Consider the following 16,634-nt stretch of genomic DNA (forward strand, 5'->3'; position numbering starts at 1 on the left):
GTAAAAATATGTTTTTATGTTTTAAGAAAATACAATTAAAAAAGAGATTGTTGTTTTACAGGATTTTCGTGCGCTAACAACCATTTTTTACGCCAAATTCCGCCTGCATAACCTGTTAAAGAACCATCAGAATCAATTACTCTATGGCAAGGAATTACAATCCAAAGTGGGTTTTTCCCATTTGCTGAAGCTACTGCTCTAATGGCTTTTACATCGCCTAAAAACTTACTTTGTTGTAAATAGGTTCTTGTTTTTCCATAAGGAATATCTAACAAGGCTTTCCAAACTTTTTTCTGAAATGGAGTTCCTTTAGGATTTACAGTTAAATTAAAACTGGCTCTTTCTCCTTTAAAATATTCTTCTAATTGTGTAACACATTCTTGTAAAACTTCAGGAGTTGTTGTCTTTAGAAGTTCTTCAGAAATTGAATCATCATCTAAAATTGTAATAGATTGAATTGCGTTTTTATCGCCAATAATTTCAGCAATACCAATTGGTGTTTTGTAATATGTGGTTTGTTTTTCTTGCATCAAACTCCAAAAACGTCTTTAGAATTTTGCGTTGTAATTTCTGCAATTTCATTGTAAGAAAGGCCATAAATATCTACCAATTTATCAACAACATTTGTTAGGTATGCACTTTCATTTCTTTTTCCTCTATAAGGAGTTGGTGCTAAATAAGGAGCGTCTGTTTCTAGTACAATGTGTTTGATGTCAATTTGGTTTAAAAAGGTATCAATTTTACCATTTTTAAAAGTGGCAACACCACCAATTCCTAATTTCATGTTGTAAGAAAGGGCTTGTTTAGCTTGTTCTAATGTACCTGTAAAACAATGAAAAATTCCTCTTAAATCATCACTTTTTTCTGATTCTAGCACTTCAAAAACTTCATCAAAAGCATTTCTACAATGTATGTTTATGGGCATTTTATTTTCTTTTGCCCACTGAATTTGTGTTTTAAAAGCTTCTTGCTGTTGGGGTAAAAAAGTTTTGTCCCAATACAAATCCATACCAATTTCACCAATAGCATAAAATTGTTTTTTATCGATCCATTTTTTTACGTGTGCCAACTCTTCTTTGTAATTTTCCTTAACAGAAGTTGGATGCAAACCCATCATTAAAAACACATTATTAGGATTTTCTTTTTCTAAAGAAAACATTTTTTCTGTGTAAGTAGAATCAATTGCAGGAATAAAAAAGCGAGTAACACCAGCATCTTTTGCACGCTGAATCATTGCTTTTCTATCGTCATTAAATTGTTCTGAATATAAATGAGTATGTGTATCTGTAATCATTAGTTTTATCGAAATTTTTCGACAAAACTAATGATTTTAAGTTCAATACAAATACAGATAAAAAATTAAAATATAACTTTTTTGATGAATTTACCACCCTTATTATCGGTAATATGAAGGATATAAACTCCACGTGTTAAGTTGGGGAAACTAAAATTTTGATTGATTTGTTTAATGGTAAGATTATTTACAATTTGTTTACCAGTAATGTCATAAAGACTTAATTTACCATTTTGTACACCATTTACTCTTAAAGTTGAAAGATTTACTTTATAAGCTTGAATAGTATTATTATTGAATGTATCTATACTTAAAGCATTTTTTTGTTGTAAATGAATATAAAACCTACCCAAACCATTGACTTGTAAATCGTGATTAAATGTGTAAGAATTTTCTAACGAAAGCTCTGTGAATTCATTTAATAATCGGTCTTCTAAATAGATTTTATAATCACTTTCTATGTTAGATTCTTTAAGTTTTATGTTGAGCTCTTTTTCTTTGTCTAACAATATTCCCACTGGTATAACTACGGTATCATCATTTAATTTTGGTAAATATTGAACTGCAAATTTGGTGTTTTCGTAGTTTTGTAACAATTGAGTGTACGTAGAAAAATCAGTTTTCACTCCAGAAAAAACGGCTGCATCGTAACTTACATCTAAGCCATTGGTCATGCCTTCTTTAAAGGCAATTGATGTTCTTGAAACTTCTTCATTACCACTAGTTTCTAACACAATTTTTTGAATCGGAGCGCTTTTTAAAAATAGATTTTCTCCTCTATGCGTTTGCATACTTTTGGTAACATTTATGTTACCTCCACCTGCTTTTGATTTGATAAAAAATGCTTGTCCAGGAGCTAAATATTTGGCTTCATCTCCATTACCTATGGTTTCATATGCAGATAAAGCAGGATTCCAAACATAAATATTGGCAGCAACAGGATCTAATTGACCAACATTGGTTGTTAAAAAGTTGGTAGCATTTGCATTAGTGTTGGCATGTAAAAATGAAGTGTATGGATTTCCAACTAAATTCCAACCATTTCCATTTACAGTGATAGGGTAGTTTTCTAGAATGCTGGCATTTAATAATCCAGTAAATTCAAGCGTTGTATTGGCTGAGGTATTTATGGCATATCCTTTTCCATTAGGGAAGTTTCCAGAACCTACAGCCCCAGCTTGATAATATTCCCAATTTTGATTTACATTGTTGTACCAACTTAAGCCTCTGTTATTTCCTTGACCATTGGTTAAGGGTTCGTTTGCAGCAAAATTATCGATATCCGCATTAGATACTGGGCTGCTAATAAGATGCCAGCTGTTTCCATTGCCAGAAACATATCTATTATATGTGGTATTAGAAGGGTTTGGATTGGTTTGATTACCATTTACAATTAGACTTCCATTAGAATCAACTGCTGAATTTACAGTAATTTGTGCTCTTTGATCAACATTTCCCTGAACTGTTAAGCTAGCATTTGTTTCTATATTTAAATTTTCGAATGTTGTTAAATTATTGATGATGTGGTTTTGGCCATTCGTAATATTTGGAGCGTTTGCCACATTTTCTAAAATTACATCATTTGTAGATTGAGGAACCGTATTTGGAAACCAGTTTAAAGGATCGTTCCAATCATTACTTTCATCACCTGTCCAGGTGATGTCTTCTGGTAAAATATTGTTGATGTTGCCCGAAAAGAAAGCGGCACCAGCAGTTAAATAGTTTACACCACCATCATTAATATCAAAAGATGCAGCTCCGAGTGCGAAATGATTATTGTTTATTACTGATGCTTGTCTGGCATCAAAACCATCTACAGAACCACCACCTACAAAATTACTTGCTTGAATTTCTGAGGTAACAATATTTTCTTTTAATTCATATAAATCATTATTATTTCCTGTTCTTTTATATAGATAAGATTTTCCAGCAGCATAAACACTGTTAATAGATCTATATGGGTCTGAGATTAGCAAATAGTCATTATCCATTGAAATTCCCTGTCCGAAGTTTGAGCCTCCAGGATATTTTACAATTTGATTTTCACTCCAAGTATTTAAAAGGCCATCTCTTTTAAAGACATATACATAACCTTCGTACCAAGTTCCATTATCTGAAGCATCAACATTATCAGCCCCTATCGCAATGTAATCATCTACAATATCCATATCACGAGTTCCAAAACGAGAAGATCCTAGTCTGTTTAAAGGTTTTAGTTTTTGAACCTCAGACCACGTGTTTAGACCATTATCTTTTTCAAAAACAAAAACAGAGCCTTCGCCGCCAACAGGGTTTGCATTAGCTGCATCTGTATTACTCCGACTACTTGCAATAATAAAATTTCCATCTATAGCTACCAGCTCTCCGAAAAAATTACTTCTTGCTCTATGACTAGGAACTATTTTTTGTATGAACCCCCATGTATCATCTATATCTTTTTTAAATATATATGCAGAGCCTGCAGCAGAAATAGTGTTTAGCCCATTTTCGTCTTGATCTTCAAATGGATTACCTACCACTAAAAAATCACCATCTATGTCTAAAGATGTACCAAAATTATCACCATGTGAAGCATCAGGAGCTCTAAGTCGTTGATGTCCAACAAAATTATCTGCACCATTATTCTTATAGATCATTACTGACCCTGCAGGTGATTGAAATAATTCTTCATTTAATCGATCACTTGGTGTTCCAATAAAAATATAATCTCCTTGGATAGCTACACTCATCCCAAAATTTTCATCAATAGCCTGACCAACATAAGCTTCTATTCTTTGAATATGATTCCAGGAACCATTAGCATCTCTCTTATACACGTGTACAGAACCAGTAAATTGGTTTTCTGATGGTGCCCCAATAACCGCGTATTCATTATCCATTGCGATAGCATAACCAAAACTATTATTACCTACATTAGGTTGTGTTAAAATCTGCTCTCCCCAATTCTGCGCAAAAATGCCAGCAGAAAATAATAGCGCGTAAATAAGTAGTATTTTTTTCATAATCATTAATTTTTAATATTAAAATCCAGTTCCTGGCGCAGCAGGACTGGCAGCTTGCGCTTGTTTAGGTTGTAAGATTAGGTAAGTGCTCAGTGCTGTTAAAGCCATGTATTTACCGTGTTTTTCAATTTTTTTAAGAGCTTCTTTTCTAGTGATTTTTTTATCTTCCATGTGTTAAGTTTTGTGTAAACTTAATCGTGTTTTACTTTTTTAAAAGTTGCCAATATATTTTTAGGTGAATCTTTTGTATTTTTATTGATGTTGATTGTATATTTAGAAAATCGATTTTTTATTTTCCAGATATACACTCGCTGTTGTTGAATATGAAATAGACACTTCTATTATCAATTCTTACATTAAATTTGTAACTTATTTTGTATACCTTTTTATAAAAAAATAGCATGATAACCGCCATTATAATTGATGATGAACAAGATGCCATCGAGAGTTTAACTTGGGAAATTAATATGTTTTGTAAAGACATTAAGATTGTAGATTCATTTACCAACCCAGAAGAAGCCATATCTGCCGTAAATTACTTGAAACCCGACTGTGTTTTTTTAGATATAGAAATGCCAAAAATTGATGGTTTTCAACTATTATCTCATTTAAAATTTCGTGATTTCGATTTGGTAATTACAACAGCATACGATAATTATGCTTTAAAAGCCTTTAAAGAAAACGCTATAGATTACTTATTAAAACCCATTGATAACGACGATTTGGTAAAGGTGGTAGATAAAATAAAGAAAAATAAACTTAACAAACAATTGGGGTTTTCTGTTAAAGATTTATTACCTACCATAGAAAAAAAAAACAAAAAAATAGCCATACCTTTAAGTGGAAAGGTCGTTTTTTTAAATATTGAAGAAGTGATGTATTGTAAATCTGATGGCAATTATACCACTCTTTTTCTTTCAGATGGTACATCATATTTGTATTCTAAAAAAATTAAAGACGTTTATGAATTATTAAATACAGAGGCTATAGTTAGGGTACACCAATCTTATTTAGTGAATATGAATTATGTAAAAGAGTATGTAAAAAATGAAGGCTACTATTTAATTTTAGAAAATGCCAAAACCATTCCAGTTTCTAAACCTAACAGAATGTTTATTTTAGAAGCAATGCAAAATTTATAGAAAAAATGCTTGAAGCAATTAGTAAATATTTTGAAATAAATCCGTTAGGCATTTTTTCAATTTTTATCATCGGATTTCTGATTGTTATTCTCTTACAAAATATTTTTTTTTATTCAAGTTACAAGGATAAGGCATATATGTGGTATGCTATATATGTGTTTTTAATATTATTAGATCAAACAATTATTAACATATCTATTTTTAGTTATGATGTTTTGGGTAAAAGTCCAGATTATTATATACCCATTCATCCAGCATTAGAATGGTTATATAATAGCGCTTATTTGATATTTGTTATAGAATTTGGAGGTTTATTCTTATTTGAAGAAAGAAAGGCTAGAATTATGAAACAAATTGTTAGATATCTAGCATATATTTTAGTTGTATTGTTTGTACTAGAATTGTTCTTTCAAGGGTATTTAGTACGTAGAGGTTTTTTATTTTTATTAGTGCCCGCTTTAATTGTTCTTAGTATTATTATCTATTTTTACTTGTTTAAAATGAAAACCCCTGTTAAATATTATATTATTATTGGCAGTTTGGCTTTTTCAATTTTTTCCATCTTAGGCTTAACCAGTTCTATTTTTTTTGGAAAAGAAAAATTTGAATCTTGGTGGCTTTTTTATATTGGTGTATTTATAGAAAATATTTTTTTCTCATTAGGGTTGGTAGTAAAGCAAGGTTTAATTTTAAAAGAACGCAACGAATCTCAAGAAAAATTAATTGTACAATATAAAGAAAATGAAAGGCTAAAAAGTTCAATAAACGAGCGTTTAGAGAAAGAAGTTTCTGTAAAAACAAAAGAAAATACTTCTTTGCTAAAAAAAGCAGAGAAAGAGAAAATTAAACAATTGGAATTGGCATTTGAAAAAGAAATTGCAGAGTTAAAGGTATCTTCTTTACAGAGTCAAATGAATCCACATTTTATCTTCAATTCATTAAATTCTATAAAACTTAACATCATTAAAAACAATAAAGAAAATGCGGTTTATTATTTAAACAAATTCTCAAAACTTATTCGTAAAATTTTAACCATTTCTAGAGAAAAAGAAGTGTCTTTACAAGATGAAATTGATACGTTAGAACTTTACGTGAGCATTGAAAATTTGAGATTTAAAAACAGTATTCATTTTTCTAAAAAAATTGATAAAAATATCAATTTAGAAACCATAAAAATACCACCATTAATTCTACAGCCTTTTATAGAAAACGCTATTTGGCATGGGCTATCACCAAAAGAAGGCAAAAAAATATTACGTTTATCTGTACATAAAGAAGAAGGTAGTTTTTTGCAAATATTAATTGAAGATAATGGAATAGGAAGAAAAAAAGCATTAGAGCTACAAAAGCAAAAAATGATTCAAAAAAAATCTTTGGGCTTAAAATTAACTGATGAGAGGCTCACTATATTTGGGAATAAAAACAACATTAAACATCAAATTACCTTTACAGATTTAGAAGATGGGCATTTAGAAACAGGCACTAAAGTATTGATTAGCTTAATACCCAATTAAAACTCTTATAAAATACAAACACTTACTTTACAGAAACTGTATCTTTGCAAAAAATGTAAAGGATGACTTTCAAAGATTTAGACTTATCAAATCAGTTACAATATGCTATTGACGATTTAGGTTTTAAAAACCCAACTCCAATTCAAGAGCAAGCATTTTCTGTGGTTAGATCTGGTAAAGATGTTGTAGGAATTGCGCAAACAGGTACAGGAAAAACCTTTGCGTATATGATGCCAATTTTACGCGATTTAAAATTTTCGAAACAATTGCATCCAAGAGTTTTGGTGTTAGTGCCAACGCGTGAATTGGTTTTGCAAGTTGTAGATGAAATTGAAAAATTATCAAAATACATTAATACAAGAGTGTTGGGTGTTTATGGAGGTGCAAATATCAACACACAAAAACAAGCCATTTTACAAGGTCAAGATATTATTGTGGCAACTCCTGGACGTTTGTACGACTTAGGTTTAAGTAATGCTTTAAAACTAAAATCGATTCAGAAATTGGTAATTGATGAGGTAGATGTAATGTTAGATTTAGGCTTTCGTTTTCAGTTGATGAATATTTTTGATATTCTACCAGAAAGAAGACAAAACGTGCTGTTTTCAGCCACAATGACTGAAGATGTAGATGCTTTAATTTACGATTATTTTAAAAATCCGAAGAAAATATCTATTGCAGTTAGCGGAACTCCATTAGATAATATAGAGCAGGTTTCTTATAATATTCCCAATTTTTTTACCAAAGTAAACTTGTTAAATCATCTTTTAAGCGATAAAAAAACGTACAATAAGGTATTAATATTTGTAGGTTTTAAAAGAACAGCAGATTATTTATTTAAACATTTAGAAGAAGTTTTTGGTAGCGAAACTTGTGTTATACATTCTAATAAAACCCAGAATTACAGAATACGATCTATTCGTCAGTTTGATGAAGGTAATAACCGAATTTTAGTAGCTACAGATGTTATGGCTCGTGGTTTAGATTTTGATAATGTGAGTCATGTTATTAATTTTGATACGCCAGATTTTCCTGAAAACTATATGCATAGAATAGGTAGAACTGGTAGAGCAGAAAAAGCGGGTAAAACGATTCTTTTATCCACAGAAAAAGAGCAAAAAGCAAAAGAAGAAATAGAAGCTTTAATGGATTATAAAATCCCGGTTTTAGAATTGCCAGAAGAAGTAGAAATTTCGAAATTGTTAACGGAAGATGAACGCCCAAGTGAAGATAGAGAACAATCTAAAAATAGAACAGGACAAGAATATGTGCCTGGCCCAGCTTTTCATGAAAAGAGTGAAAAGAATAGCAAAGTGAATTTAGGAGGCTCTTATAGAAGAGAAATTGCTAAGAAATATAAGAAGCCCAAAACTAGAGGTGATAAAAATTATAATAGACGAAATAAGAAGAAATAGGTAAAATTGTATTTAAAATGTCATTTTGAGCGAAATGTAATGAAGTCGAAAAATCTCAATTATTTAGATTTCTCCACAAGGTCGAAATGACAGATTAATTGAAATTTAAAGAAATTAAAAAACAATGCAGATTTTAACGAAACAAGAATTGCATAATTTGGCAATGAATATAGTAGGAGAGAAGCTCACCAAAATGGGTTATGAGTTCCAAGCCATTAACAGTCAATTAAAAAGACATCCTCAGTTTGTATTGTTTAAAAAAGGAGAACCTACCATTTTTGTATTGGTAAAAGCGACCAACAATCTTCAAAATCCGAACGATTATGATAGCATTTGGATGGAAACTTTTATCAATCATGCAAAAAAACAAAATGCTAAAGTTTGGTTTGCAGGCGTAGGAATTGCGAATGCAGAAAGTATTGAAAGCCCTGTTTTTAAAGATCAACCTTATTATGTAGCTTTTGAAGATTTTTTAAAAGTTTTAGAGTAGGTTTTAGTTTAATTGTAGTTAATCAGTACTTTTAACGGTTCTTTTTTTTCGCATTCGTTTAGGTCCGTACCAAAGCCAAAAACCAGTAATGGTAAAACTTATAAGTGCAAGCCCCATCACAGAGGTATATACTAGTTTTATTTGTCCATTTGTTGTTTCAAAATACCTGTCTAGTATAGAGCCATCATGAATGTTTTCGATAAAATCAGAACGTCTTTGCCCAATATGTAATAATTGGCCTGTTGCACCATCAAGTTGAATGCTCCAATAATGGTCTTCAAAAACGAATTTTACCATACCTTTATTTTTTCTGATATCAATTCGATCTATTTTTGATGAGAGTTTAGGAGATATTGAATCGTGTAGAATTTTACAAGCATTTTTGTGTAAACGATCTATTGATAACCAGTCTTTAAGATTGGTTGATGTGCCTTGGTACGATTTTGATAAAATAATGCCATTACTATGCTTTTTCCAACCTAATAAAAGTCCGGATACAGAAATAAAAAAGAAAAAAACGAATAATAAGGCACCTGTTTTTCTGTGAACTTTTCTAAAAATCCGTAATAATTTTGCTTGCTGTTGCCTTTTATTTTTAATGCTCATTGTTTTTCTTACGATACTACATCAGTAGTTATTCAGCAATAATATAATTTATAGATATTCTTTTATGCAAATTAAAAGTTAAAAGAGTTTAGGTTTTTTAACATTTAACTTTTAAAAACAAAAAAAACCAACTTTTTTAAGTTGGTTTTTTAATAGCATTTTTAATGACTAAAATTACTCGGCATCTTGTTCTAATAATTCAAAAAACTGATTTAATTTAGGCATAATAATAATTTTTGTTCTTCTATTTTTCGCCTTATTTTCTTTAGTGTCGTTTGGTACTAAAGGAATATATTGACTTCTACCAGCAGCAATTAAACGTTGTGGTTGTACTCCGTATTTATATTGTAAAATACGAGTAATAGAAGTTGCACGTAGTGCAGATAAATCCCAGTTATCTTGTATAAGATTTCTCTTGATTGGTGTAGAATCTGTGTGCCCTTCAATCATAACTTCCATTTCTGGTTGTCCTTTAATTACTTTGGCAATTTTTTCTAACACAGTATAAGCTTTATCAGTTACGTTATAGCTACCACTTTTAAACAAAAGTTTATCAGAAATAGAAATAAACACCACTGTTTTTTCAACATTTACAGTAATATCTTCATCTTGTATACCCTCTGTTAAGTTCTTAGTTAAGTGGTATTTGATAGCCAAATTCAAAGAATCTTTTTGAGTCATTGCTCTTCTAATTCCATTAATATATTTGTCTTTCTCGCTTAATTGAGAAATTACATTGTTAATTCCTTCAGACGATGATTTCGATAAAACTGTTAAGTTTTCAACTTGTTTTAAAGCATTTTTTTTATCTGCTTTTAAAGACTCTACTTGGTTACTTAGTGAAGAAACCTGAGTAGCTTGTTTCTCTTTTTCTATCAAGAGTTTTTGCAAATTTGTCTCAACTTTCATCAACTCCTCTTTGGTTTTGGCATTACTCAACTCTAATTCTGTATATTGTTTTTTAGATACACAAGAACTTATTAACATTACAGACAATACTACTAACGCTGTTATTTTTTTCATAATTTAAATATTAAATTTAGGTTACAAATTTAACAAAATCGAGAGATAATAAATACATTAAACAAGATTTTGTGAAAATTTTATATACTATTTTTGTAAAAATATTTCATCAAATGAAAACCAAGCATATCTTAAATTTTATCGTAATATTTCTTGTAGTTACCAGCTGCAAACAAGAAATAGCTAAACAAGATTTTGTGTTACAAGGAGGTGTTTTTGGAACATCGTATAAGATTACCTATTTAAATGCAACAAAAAATTACCAAAAATCATTAGACAGTTTATTTTTAAAGATCAATAATTCAGTTTCTACTTACATTCCAAATTCAGCAATTTCAAAAATTAATAGAGGCGAAAAAGGAATTGCTATCGACACTATTTTTAAAGAAGTAATGCAAAAATCTCAGCGAATTTATAGAGAAACAAATGGTTATTTTGATCCAACAGTAGGAAATTTAGTGAATGCCTACGGATTTGGACCAAAAAACGAGAAAAAAGACCTTACCCAAGAAGAAATTGAAAACTACATGCAATTTGTAGGATTAAATAAAGTTATGCTTAAAGACGATAAAATTATTAAAGAGCATCCAAAAGTGTATTTAGATTTTAATTCTATTGCTAAGGGTTTAGGAATTGATATTGTTGCTCGTTTTTTAGACGCTAAAAGCGTTGATAATTATTTAATAGAAATTGGTGGAGAAATACGAGCAAAAGGAACAAAAGCCAATCATAAACCTTGGTTGATTAAATTAGTAAACCCTGTAAAAGCAAACGATAATAATGGTTTTAAAGTAATAAATTTGTCTAACAAATCTATGGCTACCTCAGGCAATTATAGAAAATTTAGAATTACAGACAATGGAGAAAAATATGTGCATACCATAAACCCTAAAACCGGCTTAGCTACCGAAAGTAATTTATTGAGCGCCTCTGTAATTGGTAATATAGACTGTGCCGACGTTGATGCTTATGCAACTGCTTTTATGGCCATGGGTTTAGAAAAAACAAAATTATTTTTAAAAACAAAAGAAGATTTAAAAGTAATTTTAATTTATGCAGATGCTGATGGCTCTTTACAAGAGTTTTCTACATATTAATTTTAAAAAGATTAGAATATTGATTATGAAAAAAATTATAACAATAGTAGTATTAGTTTTTGGGATGTTGCAGGTAAATGCGCAATCTAATAGAAAATTGGCCTATAGCTACATTCGAAAAGCAAATAGGGCAATCGAAAAAAGTATCGATTACTCAGAAGCATTGATCAACTTTAATAAAGCTGTAAAATTATTGGGTGTGATTAAAGATAAAAATATTGCCAGTTTAGGAGCTAGAGCCTATTTTGAAATACATCATAAACAAAAAACAATAAGACAGCAGATCAGTTTTTTAGAAAAGTCACATATTTATTCAAAGCAATATTTTCTATTGGCAACTAATAAATATACAAGTGATTATAGACAGAATGTAGAACTATACAATTTATCTAGAAAAACACTTAAAAAATTGCAGTATAAATTAAGAAGAAGAGGTATGGCTAAATTCTAAAAATATTTTAAATATTTTATTTTTTATAACAAACAGGTAAAATTTCGCCTTTCATTAAACAGTATTGTTTTACTTTTTCTGATGATATTTTTTGGGTATAATCTATTTCATCAACCTTAAAACCTACAGAACGTAGTCTGTTAAAGTAATCTTTTCCGTAAACTCTTACGTGATCATATTGACCAAAAATTTTAGCACGTTCTTTTTTATCTGTAATAGAATCATCTTCAAAAGTTGTTTCTCTTGATAAGTCTTGTGGAATTTGAAAAATACCAAATCCGCCTTTTTTTAAGACTCTATACAATTCTTGCATTGCTTTTTTATCGTCTGTAATATGTTCTAAAACATGATTGCAAAAAACAACATCAAACTCATTGTCTTTAAAAGGTAAATCGCAAATATCTGCCTTAACATCTGCAATCGGACTTTCTAAATCTGAAGTAATGTATTCTAAGTTTTTTTGTTTTCTAAAGATGTCTAAAAAACATTGCTCAGGAGCAATATGTAATGTTTTTAATTTTTTGGTTGATGTAAAAAAGTTGGTTTCATCCTTTAAAAACAACCACATTAAACGATGCCTTTCTAATGATAAAGTTGATGGAGAAAGTGCATTTTCGCGCTGTTTACCATAACCATAAGGCAAAAATTTACGAAACGATTTGCCATCAATAGGATCTGTAAATTGATTTCCTTTTAAAGTTAATGCAATAATTGGACGCACCACATAACTCGCTTTTATGAGCCAAGGTCTTGGAATTGAATTTAATATGGATTTAAAGATTTTGTTTGACACGGATTTCACAGATTTACACTGATAATAGTGTTATAAAATTACTCTTTTATATCTTAAACTATCTTCACCAAAATTAATTAGTAAACCCAATTTAAGACTAGAAACGGCTAGGTAGTTTAATGTTTGTTTAATATGAGAAGAGGTTAAACATTGCACAGCTTTTATCTCTAAAATTATTTTATCATTAATAATAAAATCTGCTCTATATGCATGAGGCAGTATATTTCCTTTATAACTGATGTTGAATTTTTTCTCTTTTGAATATTTAATATTGTTATCAATCAACTCGATTTCTAGGGCATCACTATAAACGATCTCATTAAATCCTTTTCCTAATTGATTATGAACTTCCATACAAATACCTATAATTTTATAAGTTTCTTCTTTGTAAAGTAAATTGTTCATTTTCTTAAAATTAATTTATCCGTGAAAATCGGTGAAATTCGTGTCTAAATATTTTGTCGGAATTCGTCTTCCTCATCAGTAACAATACCTAAAGCTTCATTTATATATTTAAAAGTAGAAAGTAGTTCTGGTTTTCCGTTAACAATGGCAACATCATGCTCAAAATGTGCAGATGGTTTGTTGTCTAAAGTAGTAATTGTCCAGCCATCTGCATGTTGTTTTATTTTATGAGTGCCCATATTTGTCATTGGCTCTATGGCTACAACCATACCTTCTACAAACTTTTTTCCTCTACCTCTTCTACCATAATTTGGCATTTCTGGGTCTTCGTGCATTTTTCTACCCAAACCATGGCCTACTAATTCTCTAACCACTCCATAACCATGTTTTTCGGTAAAATTCTGAATAGCATAACCAACATCGCCAACTCTTTTGCCAACTTTAAATTCTCTAATTCCAACGTATAAACTCTCTTTGGTAACTTCTAATAATTTTTTGGTTTCAGCATCAATTTCACCAACAGCAAAAGTATATGCATGATCTCCATAGAAACCATTTTTTAAAGCACCACAATCTATAGAAATAATATCGCCTTCTTTTAAAGGTTCGTTAGTTGGGAATCCATGAACAACTTGCGAGTTCGGACTCATACAAAGTGTATTCGGAAAATCGTAAAGCCCTAAAAAACCAGGAATTGCTCCTTGTTCTCTTATAAATTCTTCTGCTAATTTGTCTAAATATAAAGTAGTTACTCCAGGTTTAACTTCTTTAGCTAACATACCTAAAGTTTTAGAAACGATTAATGCACTTTCGCGCATAATTTCTATTTCTTCTCTGGTTTTAATATGAATCATTCTCTAAAAATTGAAATGCAAAGTTACTATATTTATTAGTAATTATTTGCTGATTTCTGCAAAGCTAATCCACAAGTATGTATATGAAAAAAAGACACGAATTTTAGAGATTTATTGTTTAATCTTTAAAATTCGTGTCTGTAAGTATCTTTACTAAAAAAAGATTTTATTCGCTTTTATCGTAAGAATGTTTATAAGGTGCTCCTGTAAGTATTTTTAAAATATCTTTTTCTAAATTCTCTCTAGGATATTCTACATAACGTCCTACTTCTTTACCTTCTTTATAAAAAATAAAAGTTGGCACTCTTATTATATGATAACCTTCTTGTAAATTATCTGGTGTTTTTTTATTTCTACCAACAGTAACTAATTCAAAATAATTTAAATCGAAACCAGTTTCTTCTAGTATTTTATAAAAACGCGGAGTTTCTCTTTTGCTATCTCCACACCAAGTACCCATAAAACCTTTAATGGTAAAATTATTAATAATAGGTTTTAGTTTTTCGATAACTTCTTTGTTTGTGTCGTACTCACTATATCTGCTGTTAAACCAAGATTTATAAGCATCATCTGCAAACGAATTTTTATCTGCAAAACCTATTAAATAACCTCTATCATTCTTAGTGGCACTTGCTTCTTTGGCTTTTACTTTAATGTATTCTTTTACTTTTACAGCTTCTTTTGTTACTTCTTTTTCTTTGTTGGTTACAGTAGTTTTACTTGTATTACAAGAAATAAAGGCAACAATAGCTAATAAAAGTGTGATTTTTTTTAACATTATAAAAGCGAATTTTGCGTCATTTCTTCTGGTTGATCTACACCCATTAAATCTAAAATTGTTGGTGCAATATCACCTAAAATTCCACTTTTAATCGATTTTATTTCATCATCAATTAAAATAAAAGGAACTGGGTTTGTGGTATGTGCTGTATGAGGTGATCCATCAGGATTCATCATGGTTTCACAATTTCCATGATCTGCAATTAGTAAAGTTGAATAACCATTTGCTAATCCAGTTTCTATAACTGCTTTTGCACATTCGTCTACAGTTTCGCAAGCTTTTATGGCAGCTTCCATAATTCCTGTATGGCCAACCATATCTCCGTTTGCAAAGTTTAAACAAACAAAATCAGCTTCGCCTTTTTCTAAATCTTCGCAAAGTGCATCTTTTAATTCGTAGGCAGACATTTCTGGTTTTAAATCGTAAGTAGCAACTTTTGGCGAGTTTCTTAAAATTCGAGATTCACCTTCAAAAGGTTCTTCTTGTCCTCCAGAAAAGAAGAAAGTAACGTGAGGATATTTCTCAGTTTCAGCAATTCTGATTTGTTTTTTACCAGCAGCAGATAAAACTTCTCCTAAAGTGTTTTTTATATTATCGTTATTGTAAATTACATTAATTCCTTTAAAAGAAGAATCGTACATCGTAATTGTAGTATAATACAAGTCTAGTTTTTTCATACCAAAATCAGGAAAATCATTCTGACATAAAACGTTGGTTAGTTCTCTACCTCTATCAGTTCTATAATTAAAGAAAATTACGGCATCACCTTCTTTAATTTGTGCTTTTGGAGATCCGTCTTCGTTGGTAATAATGATTGGTTTATGAAATTCATCTGTTAAACCCGCTTCGTAATTGGCATTTAAAGTTGCAATAGCATCTGTAGTTTTTGTACCAATTCCATTTACTAAACCATCATAGGTTTCTTTTATACGTTCCCATCTATTGTCTCTATCCATTGCGTAATAACGACCAGTAATTGATGCTAATTCACCAACACTTTTTGTCATATACTCTTGCACATCATTAATAAAATACGTTCCAGATTTTGGATCACAATCTCTACCATCTGTAAAGGCATGTAAAAAAACATTGCTTACTTCATTTTCTTTAGCAACATCTATAATTCCTTTTAAATGATCTATGTGTGCATGAATTCCTCCATTAGAAACCAAGCCTAATAAATGCACATTTTTGTTGTTTTCTTTGGCATATTTAAAAGTATCTAACAACACTTTTTCTTTACCTAGCGTTTTTTCTTTTACAGCTTTATTAATTCTAGCTAAATTTTGATAAACAATTCTACCAGCACCTAAATTCATATGTCCTACTTCAGAATTACCCATTTGTCCTTCAGGTAAACCAACATGTTCTCCATCAGTTCTTAATTCTGCATTCGGATATTTATCATATAAAGAATTGATATATGGTGTTTTTGCATTGTATATGGCAGATACTTTTGGGTCTTGTGTAATTCCCCAACCATCTAAAATCATTAAGATTACTTTCTTGTCCATTTTGTAGTTTTATTAGGTAAAAATAAGAAAGATTTTGGAGATATTTTTAAAATTTTACGAAACCGATAACGTAAATTGTTTTTGATGTTGCAATACAAAAAGGATAAAAATTTATATAAATGATTTTTTGTGCACTAACAAAATTTTTCCTTGATTTATAAAAGTAGCTTCATTGTAAAAATAAAATTAGATGCTATTCTTATACATGTTATTTTTTGAATTTTTATTCTTTGCTGAAATACTTTTACTAAAT

17 protein-coding genes are annotated in these 16,634 nt (G+C 30.0%); 6 read left to right on the forward strand and 11 right to left on the reverse strand.

Annotated features, from left to right (window positions below; translation table 11 throughout):
- Positions 1-35 precede the first annotated feature (35 nt).
- The 4 genes from ACW9UN_RS03925 to ACW9UN_RS03940 form a co-directional block, all read right to left on the reverse strand.
- A complete protein-coding gene (locus tag ACW9UN_RS03925) occupies positions 36-530 on the reverse strand; it encodes a methylated-DNA--[protein]-cysteine S-methyltransferase (RefSeq protein WP_459484069.1) in 495 nt (164 codons plus the stop codon).
- Complete coding sequence (locus ACW9UN_RS03930; RefSeq protein WP_459484071.1) at positions 530-1,294, reverse strand: TatD family hydrolase; 765 nt, start codon at positions 1,292-1,294, stop codon at positions 530-532. Before ACW9UN_RS03930 ends, ACW9UN_RS03925 begins: the two co-directional genes overlap by 1 nt.
- 65 nt (positions 1,295-1,359) lie before the next feature.
- A complete protein-coding gene (locus ACW9UN_RS03935; protein WP_459484072.1) occupies positions 1,360-4,296 on the reverse strand; it encodes a DUF8693 domain-containing protein in 2,937 nt (978 codons plus the stop codon).
- Between the two features lie 18 nt (positions 4,297-4,314).
- Positions 4,315-4,467, reverse strand: coding sequence for a hypothetical protein (locus ACW9UN_RS03940; RefSeq protein WP_459484074.1), 153 nt, complete (start codon positions 4,465-4,467; stop codon positions 4,315-4,317).
- 230 nt (positions 4,468-4,697) lie between these two features.
- On the opposite strand from ACW9UN_RS03940, the gene ACW9UN_RS03945 reads away from it, so the two are divergent.
- From ACW9UN_RS03945 to ACW9UN_RS03960, 4 genes are all read left to right on the forward strand, one after another.
- Positions 4,698-5,438 (forward strand): LytR/AlgR family response regulator transcription factor, encoded by a 741-nt coding sequence (locus ACW9UN_RS03945; protein ID WP_459484076.1) that lies wholly within the window; start codon positions 4,698-4,700, stop codon positions 5,436-5,438.
- Between the two features lie 5 nt (positions 5,439-5,443).
- Positions 5,444-6,952, forward strand: coding sequence for a sensor histidine kinase (locus ACW9UN_RS03950; RefSeq protein ID WP_459484078.1), 1,509 nt, complete (start codon positions 5,444-5,446; stop codon positions 6,950-6,952).
- Positions 6,953-7,014: 62 nt separating this feature from the next.
- Positions 7,015-8,367 carry a DEAD/DEAH box helicase gene (locus ACW9UN_RS03955; RefSeq protein WP_459484081.1) on the forward strand — a complete coding sequence of 451 codons (1,353 nt, stop codon included), beginning with the start codon at positions 7,015-7,017 and terminating at the stop codon, positions 8,365-8,367.
- A gap of 124 nt (positions 8,368-8,491) precedes the next feature.
- The gene (locus ACW9UN_RS03960) at positions 8,492-8,857 is read left to right on the forward strand and encodes a DUF8840 domain-containing protein (RefSeq protein ID WP_459484082.1); all 366 of its coding nucleotides are present in this window, start codon (positions 8,492-8,494) and stop codon (positions 8,855-8,857) included.
- Between the two features lie 18 nt (positions 8,858-8,875).
- Here the strand turns inward: ACW9UN_RS03960 and ACW9UN_RS03965 are convergent, their stop codons facing one another.
- Positions 8,876-9,463, reverse strand: coding sequence for a PepSY domain-containing protein (locus ACW9UN_RS03965; RefSeq protein WP_459484084.1), 588 nt, complete (start codon positions 9,461-9,463; stop codon positions 8,876-8,878).
- A gap of 174 nt (positions 9,464-9,637) precedes the next feature.
- The gene (locus tag ACW9UN_RS03970) at positions 9,638-10,486 is read right to left on the reverse strand and encodes an OmpA/MotB family protein (protein ID WP_459484086.1); all 849 of its coding nucleotides are present in this window, start codon (positions 10,484-10,486) and stop codon (positions 9,638-9,640) included.
- A 71-nt stretch (positions 10,487-10,557) separates the two neighbouring features.
- On the opposite strand from ACW9UN_RS03970, the gene ACW9UN_RS03975 reads away from it, so the two are divergent.
- Together ACW9UN_RS03975 and ACW9UN_RS03980 are read left to right on the forward strand one after the other, a co-directional pair.
- A complete protein-coding gene (locus tag ACW9UN_RS03975; protein ID WP_459484087.1) occupies positions 10,558-11,583 on the forward strand; it encodes an FAD:protein FMN transferase in 1,026 nt (341 codons plus the stop codon).
- A gap of 25 nt (positions 11,584-11,608) precedes the next feature.
- The gene (locus tag ACW9UN_RS03980) at positions 11,609-12,034 is read left to right on the forward strand and encodes a hypothetical protein (RefSeq protein ID WP_459484089.1); all 426 of its coding nucleotides are present in this window, start codon (positions 11,609-11,611) and stop codon (positions 12,032-12,034) included.
- A gap of 16 nt (positions 12,035-12,050) precedes the next feature.
- On the opposite strand, the gene ACW9UN_RS03985 is transcribed toward ACW9UN_RS03980, so the two are convergent.
- From ACW9UN_RS03985 to gpmI, 5 genes are all read right to left on the reverse strand, one after another.
- The gene (locus ACW9UN_RS03985; protein ID WP_459484090.1) at positions 12,051-12,827 is read right to left on the reverse strand and encodes a class I SAM-dependent methyltransferase; all 777 of its coding nucleotides are present in this window, start codon (positions 12,825-12,827) and stop codon (positions 12,051-12,053) included.
- A gap of 30 nt (positions 12,828-12,857) precedes the next feature.
- Positions 12,858-13,232 (reverse strand): GxxExxY protein, encoded by a 375-nt coding sequence (locus tag ACW9UN_RS03990; RefSeq protein WP_459484092.1) that lies wholly within the window; start codon positions 13,230-13,232, stop codon positions 12,858-12,860.
- A gap of 44 nt (positions 13,233-13,276) precedes the next feature.
- A complete protein-coding gene (map, locus tag ACW9UN_RS03995) occupies positions 13,277-14,086 on the reverse strand; it encodes a type I methionyl aminopeptidase (protein ID WP_459484094.1) in 810 nt (269 codons plus the stop codon).
- A 166-nt stretch (positions 14,087-14,252) separates the two neighbouring features.
- Positions 14,253-14,864: a thioredoxin family protein gene (locus tag ACW9UN_RS04000; protein WP_459484096.1), complete on the reverse strand. Its 612-nt coding sequence runs from the start codon at positions 14,862-14,864 to the stop codon at positions 14,253-14,255.
- Complete coding sequence (gene gpmI, locus ACW9UN_RS04005; RefSeq protein ID WP_459484098.1) at positions 14,864-16,381, reverse strand: 2,3-bisphosphoglycerate-independent phosphoglycerate mutase; 1,518 nt, start codon at positions 16,379-16,381, stop codon at positions 14,864-14,866. The genes ACW9UN_RS04000 and gpmI overlap by 1 nt, the downstream gene beginning before the upstream one ends.
- Positions 16,382-16,634 lie beyond the last annotated feature (253 nt).

The organism is Polaribacter litoreus, from assembly GCF_054584775.1.